This window comes from Pricia antarctica, assembly GCF_900101815.1.
Lineage (GTDB): Bacteria > Bacteroidota > Bacteroidia > Flavobacteriales > Flavobacteriaceae > Pricia > Pricia antarctica.
This window is the reverse complement of sequence record NZ_FNAO01000007.1, coordinates 360,845-378,563: the sequence shown is the minus strand read 5'-3', so window position 1 is coordinate 378,563 and position 17,719 is coordinate 360,845. Positions and strand designations below refer to the sequence as shown.

Below are 17,719 nucleotides of genomic sequence, written 5' to 3'. Positions count from 1 at the left end.
ACTAATTTTACCGATATAAACAGGCCCAATAAAAAACGCTGCCCGGACAGAATTGTCCAGGCAGCGTACTAAAAATGGATTAGCATAATTGGTTACTCTACAGTATCGCCAGCGGTATTGAAATTTCCGGCCATCAGCGAGAAGTCTTCCAAGGTAACCTTCCCGTCCCCGTTGAAATCGGCCCGTAGGTCAAAACCGGTTCCACCGGGCAACACATTGAAAGTACCTGAGGTAATGGAGGAATCTTCCAAACTTACCTTGTTGTCATTATTGGCATCCCCAGCCTTCAATTCACCCATGTCGAGCGTATTTGCACCGGAAATAACCGTAAACGTCTCTATCGCTTGCAGATAGTTCGATGACTTGATGGCCACTTCATAGGTGCCCGGAGCCATTCCGGTTACAACGGCTTCGCCCGCTACAGTACCGGTAGGTGTAAACTGATAGGCTGGCGTAGTCGAACCTTGCGGATAGACATCGACCGTCAGATCTACGGTATAATCGGTTCTTCCTTGCATGCTGTAGCTTAGGGTAACGTCGCCCGTCAACACTGCATTTGCATCATAAAGCAGGGTTATTACGTTCGAGATTCGGCTTACCGGTTTGTCCGCCGCATAGGCCCCGTTCGAGGAAACCGCTACAAACTGATTTAGACCACCATCGGGGGTTCCGTTGCCATATTGGGTCTGTAGTAAAGTAACGGGAATTTCCAGGATTCCCCCATCGCCTATTAAACCCGTATAGAGCGCTTTGCCCGACATGGCCTCATTGGCATAGTAGGTTGGATCGGAAACATTGAAAGGCGGATCGTTGGAGGCAATATATAGCCTGGAATCCATTTGCAATAATGAGACCACATCGCCCGCAGTTCCCGAAACAACTACCGTCTGGTTCAGCGAGTTCACCGTTGCAGGCCCTGCTCCTAAACCTACCACCGAAATCGACGGTGCTAGCGGGGCGTCTGCGGCGACTATGGCCTGTCCACCTCCTAGACTTCCGTCTTCGTAAATAGTATTTATAAGGGTAGAGTTGTCACTGAACGTAATAGTAACGGTAGCGCCAATAAGTTCATAGCCGGATACCGCACCTGCCGCACCTGCCCCGGGCACCCCTTGAATGCTATTGGGATCTATATCGGTTGTGAAGGTGAAGTATTCCCCCGGGTCAAATTCGGTAAATTCGAGGCTCAGTTGGTCAAAACCACCGTTTCGCGGCTGCGAGAACGGATCGGCACAGGGGTCCGTTGGTGTGACCAGGCCTACTTGGGTCGCTCCAGTATTTGGGGTGAAACAGCTTGCCGTTGCATCGCCGCCGGCCCCTGTCGGATCAAAGACGATATCCGGAAGAATGCCCGTACTCAAATCAATAGTTACTCCGGTTATCTGTAATCCCCCGGTGGAATTGTTAGTTATCTGAAGGCTACCGGCACCGTAGGTACTTGCATCCAAGTCGCCATCTGGGGTAATTTCCACTAGAACAGACGGACCGATAATTGCAACTGGATCGAATTCCAGCACGATTACATTTGAAGCGCTACTGTTCTCTCCGGCAGGCCCATTGACAACGGCTATAAAATGGTTAAGGCCTCCGTTCGGTGTTCCAGTAGCACCAGTTGTCTGTGTCAGGGTTACGGGGATGTCCGCAGTTCCGCTACCGTTCAATTGTACGGTGTACAGTTCTTTCGCCATCGCTTCATTCGCCTCGAACAGGTCGATATCGTAGCCTACGCTAGGGTTGCCCGGATCAATATACAATCGCCCGTCGACCCTGAGTAGGGTTATCGAAGCGTTTGGCTCTCCGGTAACCTGTACCGTTTGATTGGCTGAGGTCACCAGACGCGAAGTGTCAAATCCGTCGACTGCTAACGAAGGTGCAACAAGCGCATTGCTAATTTTATCGATGATGACATCGGAACCACCAGCAGAACCTTCATCGAACAGACTAGAGGTATAAACCACCCCGCTTGCGAACTCGATACTGATAGTCGCCCCAATCAACTCAAATCCAGAAATCGAACCAGCATCGCCGGAGGTCAGATCGCCTTTTATAGTAGTTGGATCCATGTCAACCCCGAAATTATAGGATTCACCAGGATTGAAATCCGTAAAGTCCAAGCTTAAAATATCATAACCTTCCTCAACGTCTACCCCGTTGTGCAATTGATCGAATACACTGACACAATCTTCGGTATCGCTTCCCCCATTGGCCGGCACCGTAATGCCGACTTGGGTCGCGGTATTGCCCCCATTACCTGTAGTCAGGCATTTTGCCACGGCATCGCCGGCGGTTCCCACAGGATCAAATACTACGTCTTGCATAAAGCCCGTAGTCGTATTAACCGTAATATTTACAATATCATCATCGCCCGTATTCTGTATAACGAACGAATTGTCGCCAAAGGTAGAAGATCCCAAACTACTACCACCGGTCACCGTAACTTTTGCCGACGGATTTCCGACATCCGTCGCGGTAACGTTCCAGGTAAACGCCACTTCCGTACTAAGCGGAGGCACACAGGCATCGGTCACTGTAACCAAGACCTCATAGGGACTATCTGCGGAGGCACCGGCTACGGTACCGACCCCCCTTTGGGATTCGGCAATGGACGTACTTTGTGGATTGCCGCTGTATTGGGTAACATGCGACAGCACCATTCGATCGATGACATGGTTGCTCGAACGTGCGGATACCGCAATATTGTATATACCGGGCGCATCAAAACGCGCATAGATCTGATGCGGATCGTTATCGCTGGTATTGGTCGACCAGCTCCAATTGGTGGCACCGCTCGAATAAATCTTAAACCATCCGTTGCCGCCGGCACCCTGGGGCGTGTTTCCTGAACAGTCATTCGATGAACCGGTAAAGCCTATGGGGCACACGATAGCTCCGCCAGAGCCTTTTTGTCCGTAGAACGCATCCGCATCGATCTTTAACCAGGTATCGTTATAGTCCGTCGAGGTGGTACCTAAACCGACTTGGTTTCGCCATTGGAATCTATAGACACCAGGAGTAGTTATTTCTATGGGATAATTGATAAGTCCGTTTCCTTGGCTCCCAAGGGACTGCTGACCTTCCCATACGATGAAATCTCCACCCGTGGCACTACCGGGACTGTTGACATTGGGCGAGGTAGCTTGGGCGGATTTTACCCAATTGCCGGGCAGGTTGTCCGCAGACTCCATTTCAATTACGACGATGCCATTTTCCTCGATAAATGCGCCCGCCGTACCGCTTCCCGTACCTTGAAGCAAGGTGCCCGAAATGACGCCGGTATTCGGATCGATTTCCAAATTCTGGGGCAAATTTTCCACGCTATACGTCAAGGGGCCACAGGCTACGGTATTGCCATCGGTCGCAATTATCGATAGGTTTACCAAGTCGCCCTCGACCCCGATCTGTGCCCCGGGATTGGTGACCACTGGTTCCAAACCGGTCTCGGCATCGGTAATATCGATAATTTCAATGGCCTTTAAAGCCGGATTTTCTATGCCATGGATAAATTCTAGGTCCAGCGTCCCATCCGTAACGGTCAGAACGTGAGATACCATAAAGGCACCCAAGGGACCCGTAGTACCAAAAGGATCAATATTGTCGAACGCCGGGGGGACCGTTCCTTCGACGGAAACATCAAAAACCCGCTGTCCCGCCTCGGTTATTCCGTTGAATAATTCCGCAAAGTACAGTCTGACCTCTACCTGGGTTCCTGAAGTTACCGGGAACTGCCATATCATTTCGGGATCACTCGTCGCATCATAGCGTTCCGTTTGAAAAATGGAACTCGGTGTACCGGGGGGAAGGGAAGGGTCCGTCATATCGATGGCACCTGTATACGCATTCGCACTAGTCTGGGCGTAGGTACTGCCGCCGGTAGAAATAGCCGCTAGATATGTGGAGTTGCCCGTAGTACCTGAATTACCGGTGTCGACCGTCCAATCGGGTTTCGGGGAATCCGTAGCGGTAACCAAGGGCCCGCCCGTATTTATCCGGTAGAGTACCGTCGTTGACGATACGCCTTGACCGGAAGATACCGGTACCGCAACCGTAGAACCGTCGTCATAGGTTACCGTAAGGGCGGCCGTTTTTCCTTCCTCTGTACCGGTGTGGGTGACGGTTAAATCTAGACTTTGTCCGGGATTGATCAGATTAAAGCCAACGGTATTTTCAATCGTAAATTCCCCCGCATCGGCACCGTTTAGTTCCACATTGGTCACGATTATGCCGGTATTTCCCGAACTATGGGTCAGGGAAAACGTTTCGGATGCTCCTGCCGGAATCTCAACGGAAGGGGGTACGGTCAACTGGCCGGCCACCAAGGCCACACCGGTCGGATTATCTGTTCCAAAAAATTCCATGTTTTTCATCTTTCCGCCGCCGCCTTTGGTGTTGGAGCCTGCGGTCAGATGGATTCCGTCTCCGGAGACAATAGCTTGAGTGCCATGCCTTTCCGTAATCAAATCGGCCTGGGTGGACCAATTCCCCGTCACCGGATCAAAGGATTCCGTAGTTTTTTGGGCATCGTCGACCGTATTCCCCTGTAGGTCTTTGCCTATTTCCCCCCCAATCACGAACAATTCATTTTGAAATACGGCGACTGAGGCCGCTGCCCTTGGAGTAGGTATATTTTGGGTACTGGGCAACGTTGACCAAGTACCGGAGGTGAAGTCATACACATCTACCTCTGCAATCAAAGGTTCAAAAACCGCCCCCGGGGAAGGACCGGACTGGCGACCGCCGGCTACATAAAGCTTATCGCCCATAACCGCAGCGTGAAAATGGTCTCTCGCCCTTGGTGCGTCATCGAGCACCGTCCACGTACCCGTTGCGGGATCGAACTCGTCGAACCAAGGGATATATCCACCGTTATGGCCGATCGTATTGCCTGCTACGATATAAAATTTGTTATTGTAGACTACCAGACCTGCCGAGCCCCTTTTTCTACCCGCGGGTACCGCAGGGCCTTGAATCCAGTTGTCCGTAGCGGGATTGTAAGCGTATACAAAATCCGCTGGAGTTTCGTTGGGATACCCATTATCTTTAAATGCACCGATTACCCAGATCAGCCCATTATATTCCAAGGCTTGAAAGTGGTTGAAGTCTGAAGGCGCGGAATTGGCAATAGTGCTCCAAGTTTTGGACTTGTAGTCGTACACATCGAGATTAGCCGGATTTTCGCGGCCCCCGAACAAATAAAAGTTTTCGCCGGCCTGCACGAACGAACATTCGTGCCTTGCGGTATAGTTTTCGTCATCGGTCTGATCCGACCATAGTTGCGATACGGGCGGAGTTCCTCCACCCAAAATTTCTATCGCCTTGATATTGGGGTTCTGGACGCCCATGATAAAATCGATATCCAAATTACCATCATTGACGTTTACCGTAAAGGTTTCGACACCGGCATTTGCCCAACCGAACTTAGCAGTCTGGTCGAAATTATCGAGCACTGTATTCTCTTCAATCTCTACGTCGAAGACACGCACTCCGGCCGCTTGGGCGCCTGTCCATACCTCCGCAAAAATTAGATTGATGGTATAGGTGCCATTGGCTACGGGGAAATCCCACTGCATATTTGTGGGTACTGGATTCGAATTATATCGTTCTGTAGTAAACAAGCTGTTTGGATAGCCCGTGTTGTTGACGAACGCACCAGGCAAGGCGGCACCATAGGTTATATCCTGTATTGTATTGTTCACATAGGTCGACGGGGTTCCGGTGGCCGCATTTCCATTGGCATCAGCGGCTGATTGATCTTCTTCCCAATTTTTGGGAGATCCATCGGTCGCGTTCGTCAACGCCCCACCGGCATTGACCCGATATAAAATAGCATTAGATACGTTGGGATCGGTAACCGTCCAAGTAAACGTATCGGTTACCGGGGTCGATGAGGGTTTGCTCACCGTAACTTCGACCGTATAGTTGCCAGCACCGGAAGGGGCACTGGATATGGTCCCCAAAATAGATCCGTTGGTCGGTTCTATCGTCAGGCCCGGTGGTAATCCGGTAGTCTCGAAAGTAAAGGTTTCGTTATTGTCCCCGCCATTGGCAACGATACTTAATACGGGGGTTTCACCCAATGTGTTTGATTGATTGGCGACAGGATTCAAGGTAATGGGGGAATTTACCGTACCGCTGTTTCCCAATATTTCAATGGCATTAATCAAAGGATTTTCGGTTTGATGGATAAATTCAATATTCAAGACTCCATCGCTTACGTTCACCTGATAGCTTTCCATGGCGCCGACACCGCTTCCATATTGCGCGGAAAGATCTTTGTTATCGACGGTCAGCGCGCCTTCCATATTGACATCGAAAATACGGGTGCCGGGATCTGCAGTTCCCGCATAACCGTTGGCCATATAGAGGTTCACGGTGAAGGTTCCGTTACCGGTGTTGAACTTCCATTCCATCTCTTCTCCACCTACTGGATCCCAACGCTCTTTTGCGAAAAGTGCCTGCGGGGCATATGTCGGTACGGAGGCATCCCGCCCGGTGGTGTTGTGCGTGGAAATACTCCCGAGATTGACTTCGAAACCAGTCCCCATCTGGGCACCGGTACCGGTATTGGCCGCCCAATCCGGGTTCGGAGCGTCGGTTGCGGCCACTAGGGCATCCCCGGCATTCACACGAAAAAGTACCGATGGTGGATCGCTGACGTTCACATCGAAGGTCTGCTCGACAAAGAAATTATCGGCATCGGTAGCCCGAACGGTAATCGAAGTAGATGCGGTGCCTGTAGGATAGGTAATTGTCAGGTTGTTTCCAGAGATGGAAGTGCCTATGCTAGTATTTGTATTTTCCGCTACCGAAAAAACTAGATTCTCGACCCCGGTATCGTCCGCAAAATACGAATCTAGTCCGATAACGTCAGATGCAGCACCGATTGTGCGTTCCAAATCGGAAATTTGTTGGACTACGAAAGGAGTATTCCCTGCAACGTTCAAGAAATCCCAGTTTGCGCCATAGGCATCGTCGGTATCCGCGGTTCCAATCATCCCCACGATCAAAGCTTGTGAACTACTTTGTAAGGCGGTAAGTACTTTTCCCTCCAATGTGAAGGACGCCCCGACATCGTTCGTAACACCATCATCAATGGCGTACCTGGCCTGAACGCTGCCTGTGGCGGAATTCACTACAAGATATAGATCCAAATTGTTGGTGGTCGCCGATGGCGAGAAACCTATGGAAGTCGATGGAACATAGGTCACCGGGGTGCCATTGTTTTCCCCTACCACGCTTATTTCATTATTTTGGCCCATAACAAGTTTTACATAGTCATCTTGAAATCCGTCGCCGATGAACATGCCCTGTGATTCCGTTGCCGAGAAATTATTAAAAGGAGGAAACATTCTTCCTTGAACCATAAATGTGCCTGATCCGCTGTCCACATTGATGCCGTATTGATACGCCTTTTCCTGATCGTTGTTGGCGGCATCGCCGGTAGTCTGGAACATGGTGGTAGCCCCTATCGCCCCGCCGAGAATATCGTCGGTGTCTGTATCGGATGCCAGCGGGTCATCCTGCCAACTTTGATAATTGGGATTAGGGTCCCCGTTGTTCATCAATCCGGTGAATCCGAGGCCCAAATATCCACCCAGGTCGGTACCCAGAAAGAGTTCGTTTTCCACCGGAAGGTCGAAGGCGGCACCCAATTGTAAGGCATCTACACTATCGTTTATACCATCTCCATCATCATCCAAATCTAAAAGATCCGATATCAGATCTTTGTCAAAATCGGTGGGTTTAGAGGCTCCCGAGCACATATCCGTGCCGTTTTGCGCCTCATCGTCATTGGTATATCCGTCCGCATCGTTATCGCCCAACGGGTTATATCCCGAATCTTCAGGAAGTATGCAAATTACAAAATCGTTGGGTTCGAGTATCACGATACCGTCACCATCGTAGTTTGCGACCCAGATTGTCCCAGGAAAAATATCGGAATCCCCTTGACAATCTACCCCTAAAGCATTACCGTTAACGCTAAATTTGTTCTGTTCGACATTGAGGATACTTCCATTGGAAGCGTCCCTGTCAACCCGGTGCAGGTTACCGCCTTTTCCGGCAATGAGATCTCCTTTCATAACCCCCCCAAAATTGGAAGCAGTATACTCCGCAATACCGTTGGTATTGTTGCCCCAATTGACCACGATGATATCATCAGGACCGTCAGGATTCTGATTCGGCGAAAGCGTGGGTTGCCTGAAATCGGCGTTATCACCATTCAGCAGGCTTACATCGACTGGTGGCCAGTTGGCAGGTAACGCCTTTAGGGGATCGGATTCGGAATTGTCACGCGACCCGTTGGGATCATAGCGTTCGGTCCTAAAATACGAATCGGAAAAAGCCTGACCCGTTCCCCCGGCCGAATGTGTGCCGCGGGTAAAAAGCCCTGCGTTGGGATTCGCCCTGACCGGACAGGGATGTCCCCCATAGATGGAACCAAAAACATAGGAATCTACATTGGTCGTTACCAAATTAAGATGATCGCTATTGTTGACCTGCGCGTCGAAAGGAGTGCTGTTCGGTGCGGCATCGGATCCGGTACTCCCAGGTTCGCCCGATCGGTAGTTGTTATTTACCAGATTGGAATTACCCTCAAATTCGGGAAAACCGCCCCATCCGCCATTGGCGCCATTGTCGGTCACATATACTTTACGGTCTTCTGTAACGACGAGATCGTAGCTATTCCTGTAGCCGGGGGAAAACATCTTAACAGGACTGCCCGGTACCAACATAGCCATATTCAGGCCATCATTACCTCCGAAGGGATCGTTGATATCGACACCATCATAGCCGGGAGTATCAGGGTCTTCGATGCCATTGGCATTGACTCGTGTGGGGTCATCTAGGGTGGGAAGATCGTAGATATAAGATCTTGAACCGTCGGTCAAGATGGGCATGGCCTCCAGGGCCTGCAGATCCATAGCCAAAACGGCACCGGACAAGGCATACTCAGTAATATAAGCAAAGTTATTACTAGGACTGCCCGCATTCGTAAAACCACCGTTGCTTACCAACAGCCAATTCTTGGTACCGATGGTCACCAACTGCATACCATTGGTCGCATGGTTTTCTTCGGATCGGGGGAGACCGCGGACCATATCGACCGCTTGCCAATTTCCCCCGTTCTTTTTCAGACGGGTAATCACTCCCGAATTCGTATCGAGACCAGAATCGCCGCCGCCGCCGCCAGCGCCACGTCTTCTATCGCTGGAGGATACATAAACGACCGGGTCGGCGGCCGTACCCCCTACGGTGATGCCTGTTACCTGTCGGTTGCTCGGGCCACCGAGACCCCCATCGTCATCATCGTGGTTGGGAATGGACTGCACTAAGGTCAGCACTTCGGAACCGGTAACCGAGTAATCGGCCAGTCCGTTTCGTTGAATCGTATAAATCTTGACCAAACCATTCTCTTCGGCCACATAGAGATTACCGTCGGGACCGAATTCGAGCGATGTCGCATTGTTCACCCCGGGATTACCATTAAAATCCAGGTTATCCTGATCAAAGGATTGACTCCATAAATTACCGGTAGCCAAAACCAATAGAAAAACTATCAGGGCATTTACCTTCAAAATTCGGGACGAAAACAGGTTCATTAAGGATGTGTTTGGGCATGCAATGGCCCGGATGCTATGGTTGGTTGAATTCATATTTTCCATTTCTACTTTCTTAAATTCTTTTTTGAGGCTTACTTTTCGATGATCAATCTTTGCTGAAACCCTTTGCCCGAAGTATCGGTTGTCCTCACAAAATAGGTTCCGATGGGAAGGTCGTAGACCGATAGCTCTATGCTATCTATGTCTTCGGCCGTTTCGGATGCAATCGTTTTGACCAATCTGCCCGTTACATCATATACATAGAACTGTGTCAGTTGTACAGGTTCGGGGAAACTCACCGTAGTTATATCGATGGCCGGGTTGGGGAAAATCATCATCTGTGGGGCGGATTTGGCTGTATTTGAAATCCCTTGAACCACGCTAAAGTTTACCGTTATAGCAGGCGCATTACTAGGGTTCACCACCAATGTATACGAGCCGACGGGGAATACCCTTCCCTGGATATCCACCCCGATATCACCGTACAGCGAATAGGGTGCCTTACCTTCGCTATAACTCCTCGAAATGGGACCGGTCAATGTGAACCTCACGTTGCTCGGACTGTTCCCGGGCTCATAGATAATCCCAAGGGGCGTGTTGCCTATGTCTTCCTTTTGGATTATGAGTCCGTCAACGAGCGCGTAGAGCGGCGTGTCGGTGTTGGCGTTTACAACAGTAAGGTCCGAATCGGTTATGGGTGACGTTACCCTGATAGTCCGGGTCGCCGAGCCATCGCATCCCGTGGTGGGATCCGTGTAGCTGTACGTAACGGTATAGATGCCCGCGCCAATCGAAGGATTGAAAACACCGTTGGCGTTCACGCCCGTTCCGCTATACGTTCCGCCGGCCGGGGAACCGCCACTTAAGGCGAACGCCGGTGCGTCGTCGGAAACATTAGCGAGCGCCGACAGGGTCACTCTTGGCGACTGCGGAGCCTGTAGCGTTGCGGTCAAGGTTTCCATACATCCGTTCGTATCGGTAACCGTTACCGTATATCTGCCTGCGGAAAGGCCCATGGCGTTACCGGATTCCAGCGAACTATCGTGGCTCCAATTGAAATCAAAGGGGGCCGCACCGCCCGTGACCGAAAGGCCCAGGCTTCCGTCCGTACCATTACAGACGGTGGGATTGTTGACGGACTGTACCGCAACATTGAAACCGGCGCATATTGGATCGATATCGGTGACCTCGAAATTTACCCGTATAGTGGGAGCATTGCTGGGTTCCACTACTAGGGTATAGGCACCGATAGGGAATACCCGTCCCTGAATGTCTACCCCGATGTCCCCGTACAGGGAATAGGGTGTCTTACCTTCTGTGGTCTTACGCGAAATCGGGCCGGTAAGGGTAAACTTCACTCTACTAGGGTTGTTCCCGGGCTCAAAGACTATCCCGATGGGCGTATTACCTATGTCACTTTTTTGGATTTTAAGTCCGTCGACGAGCGCGTAAAGCGGCGTATCGGTGTTCGCGTTTACAACGGTCAAGTCCGAATCGGTTATGGACGATATTACCCTGATGGTCCGGGTCGCCGAGCCGTCGCATCCCGTAGTGGGATCCGTGTAGCTGTACGTAACAACATAGGTACCCACACCTATGGAAGGACTGAAAACACCGTTGGTGTCCACACCAATCCCGCTATAGGTACCACCCGAGGGCGAGCCGCCGGAAAGGGATATGGGCGATGCCGTTTCCGATATATCGGCAAACGGGGACAAACTTACAGTTGGAGACGTTGGGCCCTCAAGTACCGCAGATACGGTGTTCGTACATCCGTTCGCATCGGTGACCGTTACGGAATAGCTGCCCGCGGAAAGTCCCGTGGCTGTAGCTGATTCCAGATCGGCGTCATGACCCCAATCGTAATCCAAGTTACCGGTAGTTCCTACAACGTTCAACACGATGCTACCGTCGGCAAGACCGCAGCCGGTAGGATTGGTAGCGGTCTGCACCGTTACCTTCACATTCGCGCAAACGGGGTCTCCGTCGATCAGTTCAAACCCAATTGTTAGTGATGTTCCTTGATTACCCCCAGCACTATTGCCAGAATATGGCGTGCCCGTTAGCGTATAATTGCCCGTGGTTAAATCGCTTCCCCTATAGTTACCTGTGGGAAAGTCTTGAAATAGTGCATAGGGAGGAACGCTTTCCGTTGATGTCCGCCCCTTATTCCCTCCCAGAACAAAACGTACGCTCTCCACGTCGTCCGTGGTATTGGCGCGTACGTCCAAATGGAGGGTAGGAAGGCTGTTGACGTCAATGGCCATGCCATTCGTAAGTGTAAACAGGTCATTGTCCGTATCCGCATTGATTAGCGTGAAACTTGTTACAGAAAGTACGCTATTGGCCACTTCTTCTTCCACCCTTACCTCAAAGCTACAGGTAGCTGTGTTTCCGACGGCATCAGTAACCTGAAAGGTATTGACCGTAGTACCAATGGGGAATTCAGAACCGCTCGGAAGTCCCGCGGTCTGAGCCAAAACGCTCCCGACACAATTATCGGAAATGCTTGGATTTTCAAAGGTGACCACGGATGACGTTAGTCCGGAAGCAATCGTTACCGAAACGTTCGTTGGACAGGTAATGACCGGATTTTCCGCATCGATTACGGTAATGGTAAAGCTACAGGATGCTATATTGCCTTCCGCATCCGTAACCCTATACGTCTGGGTCGTAATGCCTATTGGGAAAATTCCGCCATTGGGCAAACCTGAAGTCTGTTCCGTAGTAGCTCCCGGAAGATTATCGGTTCCTACAGGTTCTTCATAGGTAACCACCGCACCGCACTCGCCGATATCGTTATTGACTTGGATATTGCTTAGACAGGCAATTTCGGGGTCGGTAGTATCGTCTTGCACCGTCACGCTGACCGTCCACTGCTTTGTAGAACCGTCTTCAGCGCTCACCACGTAGTCCACGGGTGCCGAGAAATTCTGGGCCAAACCTGAATCGGGGCTGATGGTAGCGAGTTGGGAAATATCGATGGACGGGGAAAGCGAGGTAACATCAGTGCCGATGGCAACAGTTAGGTTGATCGAACCCGCGTTCGAATCTATGGTTTCCGCGCCTACTTGTCCGCTTACCGAGAAAGCAACGATCTCATTGGCAGTGGATTGTGGTAAGGTAATGGTTATTGTCTGTTCACAATTGTCGGTGTTGCCCGAAGCATCCATAGCGGTCCATTGTATCGTTGTAATTCCCTGTGGGAATGGATCGTTCAGTGTCAAGTTGGGATTATCGCTTCTCTCGAAGGTAATCTCCGCTGCATTACCACAGTTATCCGTGGCCGTGGCTGGAATGATATTCAATACCTGCGAACTGCTGCTCAACATTTCGATGTTACCAGGGCAGGTAATTACAGGTGCTATGGTATCTTCTACCGTTACCGTTGCGGTACAGCTGCTGATATTGTTATTGTTATCCATAACGGTAAGGGTAACCGTGTTGGCCCCGATATTCGAGCAGTCGAAAGAACTTGTGTCTATCGATAGATCGGCGATACCGGAGGTATCGTTCGAACCATTATCGATGTCCGCCGCCGTAATACTTGCATTGCCCGTTTCGTCCAATTGAACGGTTATGCTTTGGCAGATGGCTTCCGGTGGAGTTATATCGTCCTCCTCGGTGACTATAATGCCAATTGAAGTTCCTTCACATCCGTTTGCCTCGGTTACCGTTACGGAGTAGGTGCCTTCCAAGACGGTTATGGTCTGTGTGGTTTCCCCATTGGGAGACCAAAGGTAGGAGGCATATCCAGCTCCCGCATCCAAAGTAACACCTCCGGAGCCTTCCAAATAGGTGGTTGGACCGGAAACGATAGGCGTAGCCGCCGCTGGACTTTCCAAAATCACTGTGTCCGTCGCCGAACAGGAATTGCTTCCTATTTGACGGACTACGATGTCGTAAGTGCCGGCGGAAATTCCGTTGAAGCTGTTCGCGGCCTGAAAGTTCGCGCCGTTGTCTATACTATATTCAAGATTTGTTCCCGTAGCCTCGATTACGATTTCGCCATTATTCAGTCCACATTCCGTAGGGTCAGAGGCAACGATATTGGAAATACTTGTGGAACAGACCGTGAAGTTGACGATATCACGGGCTTCGGGATTGGTGAACTCTGTGTGCGAGCCGTCCGCAGCGATAATGACCACCGTGTTTTCGCCCTCGACGATACCATCATCGGCATTGAGGTCCCAAAATAACTGGCCTATATCGGATACCGTAGAAATCCTATCGTCGTAATCCGGGTTATTTGGGTCAACCGGGTTTACGTAAAAGTGTACATGCTCGTCATACGGACTGAACAACAACATATTCTCGGTAGACCAGGTGAACCGTATATCTGTATTCGCCAAGACGGCATCTTCCTCTGGGAAAGTAATCGCGACGCCGGGCACTGCTACATTTACCGTAATCGTTTCAACCACGGTATTGTCATCGCTGTCGGTAACACTGGCCTGAATCGTATGAGGTCCTGGTACAAATAGCCTATCGGTAAAGCTACCACCCGTACCGGCCAAACTAGGTTCGGTGGGAGAGTTCCAAGAAAGGGCCGCGGTAAGCGTGGTGTCGTCATCCTCTACATCGGTGGCGACCCCTGAAAAAGAAACGTCGACGTTACGACCAAGGTTCGCCCCATCCAAAGGTGCGTTAATAGCTACCACAGGAGCCGTATCGGAAACCGGCGCGATAAAGCAGATATCAAATCCCTTTACGGAGGGGTTTTGTGTTCCCTTTATAAAATTAATGTTCAGTTCGCCATCAGTTACGGTAGCCTGATATATCTCTACCTTTGCTACGTTCACATCGGCACCGGTAGGGCCCGATGGACGATAGTCGTCCAAGGCGATGTCGCCTTCTATTTCAACATCAAAAACACGGGGGTCACCGATTTCTCCGGTATAGTTTTCGTTGAACAGAATTTTAACGTCATAGATGCCATTTTCGGTCGGGAACGTCCAATTCATATTGTTCGGATTCGCTGCATCGCTGTAACGTTCCGTTTGAAAAAGGACATCCGGATAACCGGTGGTATTGGATACCAAGGGAGCAACCGAACCAAAAGTCTTGTCGAAGGCCGTTCCCGATAGGTCAATATAGGGTGAGGGAGTCCCCGTCTGGGAAGTTCCGTTAGTCCCGGCCACAGTTTGATCTTCTTCAAAATTGCCCGTGGAATTGGCGAGCAAAGATCCTCCCGCATTTACCCTAAAACGTACATCACAGGCAGGAGCGGTCTGGATAATCGATACTGTTATGGAGGCCGAGCCCGTCAGTGGTGTGGTGTCGCTATCCGTCACTGTAGCGGTAATGGTATGTGTTCCAATGCTGAGAGCGGAGGTATTTACGTTACTACCCGTACCGAAATCGCCATCGATATCGGAATTCCAGACCAAACTTGCTGCGACATCACCGTCTTGGGTGTCGTCGGCTGTAGCGGTAAAATTGATGGCAACGCCTTGTTCAACGTTCAATCCATCATTCGGGGTTAGAATCTCGACAATCGGAGGGGTATTGCTTGTAGAGGGCGTTAGTTCAAATTCCTGTATGTTCATCGTTCCCCCAAAATCGAATCGAAGTTTTTGTACCCCGGCATTGGTAAAAATAACAGGGACGGTATAGTTTACATATGGGGTCCATCCTGTATTTGGAATGGATAGAGTTCCAATTGGGGAGAATCCATCAATATCTTCAGATATCGTTAACGTCGTAGGATTACCACCGCCGTTAGAACCTTTCGAAGCATTTACACGAAGTTCATAGGTACCGGCAGAAGGAACATTAATCAAATATTCAACCGCCTCACCAGAATCGATATATCCAATGTTATTATTGCTTGATTCGACGGCAACCGTGTATCCCAAAGTCGGGTTACTGCCATAATAAGGTATTGGGTAGTTAAATGTCGTCGCCTTTATTGGCCCATCAGCAATGTTTTGCGCCAAATCAATGGTAAACGTTTCGCTGACAGGCGGATTTATCCCATCGTTGGCGGTAATGGTCGCCGAGTAGGACCGACCATCCGTGGTATCCGTATCCCAAATCAAGTTGTACGTGCCATTACCTTCATCGGAAAAGGAATAATCAGTGGGTGGAACGGTCAGTCCTGACGTCAAGGGTACCGTATTTGCGCCACCTCCTATACTTTTATCATATATTTCTAGAGATACCTCCAACGGGGAGCCACCATCATCATCTACCGGAACATCTACAGTTACTATCGTACCTTCGTTCGCATCAACATCGGCAATCGTTTCAATTACCGGAGGATTGTTGACGCCGCCCACAAACGTAACGACAAAATAATCCATATTAAAAAGGAAACCGGTGGATCCGGACCAATCGAATCGCAGGGTCTGTCGCCCCTCGGGTAGCACCACATTCGTGCTGACCGGATTATATTGTTGCCAGTCACCGGTGCTGTTTACCGATATCGATGCAGGGCCACCGTTGACGGTCATGGTTCCGACCGGTCCACTTGCTTTGGCAACGAAAAAGTCGAAGGAATAGGTGCCGGCTGTGGCGACGTCGATCAGATACTCCGCAAAGTCTCCGTTCGTGGTAAAGCCGATATTTATGACGCCGCCGGGCGTATTGTCCTCGACGCCGATACCGTTATCTCCCGAACCTGTATTCGCAGGACCTTGATTATCAAAAGATTCCGCCTGAAGGGTCGCAACAAACGCATCGGAAATCAACTGGGGCGTGTCGTTTACCGTAAGATTCAAAGTTTTTTCCACTGTGTTGCCATCGGTATCCGAAACGTTTACCGTGACGGTATAAACACCACTTCCATCGCCGTTGGAGCCTCCATCGCCGAAGGTCGGTGCGAACACCAGATCGGAGCTGTACAGGCCGTCAAGATCAGTGTTGATATTCTCGGTCAGAAAGCCGGAAGCATCAAAAGGATAGGGCTCGACCTGTGGCCCAGCGGGATCGTTGTTAGACCGCAGCTCTAGCGGTTCGTTCGATGCCGAGGTAATAGTCACCGTCAGGGCATCGCCGTCTCCATCGGTTATTGACAGGGGGACGCTTATGTTACCGCCTTCGTTGACGGTAGCGGTGGCATCTAATGAAATTACGGGAACGGAATCGTCGTTGATCAGGCTGAACGATACCTCAACGCTTGTATTTGCCACTACATTGGTTAGTACGAATGGATTCGAAACGCCGACCGAAGTACCGCCTGCCAAAATACCGGCAATCTCATAGCCGGTGTCGGGAGTGATGGTAAAAGTTTGGTCGGTACCTTCCTCAACCAGCGCTGAAGTAGGATCAATAGCTCCGTTGGGTCCTGCACTGGCCGTAACGGTATAGGAAGTAATCGTAACGCCATCTACTGTTATATTCTGTGTCGCAGTATCCGTTTCACCCTCATCATCGGTAACGGTCAAGGTAATGGTATACGTATTAGGTTGGGTGTAATTATTGTCCGCTGTAACTCCCGTGGCCATGTTCGTATCGCCAAAGTCCCAATCGTAGCTTACGATACTGCCCCCGTCAGGATCTGAGGAAGCACTGGCATCGACACTCACAAATAAGGCCGCCGTACCCGAGGTCGGAGTTGCCGTAAAGCTTGCTATAGGGTCTTCGGTCTGGGCCGCAATCGTAATGGGAATGGATTCGGGCGTCCCCAAAATACTGTTGCCGCCCGAAGTCATATTGGTCTCTCTTGGAAAGACGCTATTGTAAGAAATAGAAGTATTACCGGTACCTACTACTTGAAAATCAATTTCAAAAAAGTCAAAGTCGTCCGATATACCGGCACCAAAAGTGCCTCTGATAACATCGACCTGCCCCTGTAAGTTATCGATGATGTCGGAACCGGCACCAATGGGTATCGGTAGCTCCGTAGTGAGTACATTTACATTGGCAACCTGTAAAATAGTTGGGTCAAAATTGAGATGTACCTCGGCCCCATTAACGGGAAAACCGCCTGTTTGAGCGTCAATGCGAACGGAGAAAGTACCCCCCGGCTCAACCGTTACCGAAGCGGGCACATTGATAAAGTTGCCCTCCTGTGCCAAGGTAAAGACCGGTAGAGCAAATAGTAAACATAAGAAAACAAGCAATTTGGCCCTAGGGCGAGGCGTAAAATTTTTCATAATGCGGACGGGTATTTAAAA

General features: G+C 50.4%; 2 protein-coding genes. Both read right to left on the bottom strand.

Annotation, left to right across the window (positions count from 1 at the left end; all coding sequences use genetic code 11):
- Nucleotides 1–92 precede the first annotated feature (92 nt).
- Complete coding sequence (locus tag BLT07_RS15310) at nt 93–9,599, bottom strand: malectin domain-containing carbohydrate-binding protein (RefSeq protein ID WP_091871087.1); 9,507 nt, start codon at nt 9,597–9,599, stop codon at nt 93–95.
- A gap of 92 nt (nt 9,600–9,691) precedes the next feature.
- On the bottom strand, nt 9,692–17,698 hold the full coding sequence (locus BLT07_RS15305) for an HYR domain-containing protein (RefSeq protein WP_091870882.1): 8,007 nt from the start codon (nt 17,696–17,698) through the stop codon (nt 9,692–9,694).
- Nucleotides 17,699–17,719 lie beyond the last annotated feature (21 nt).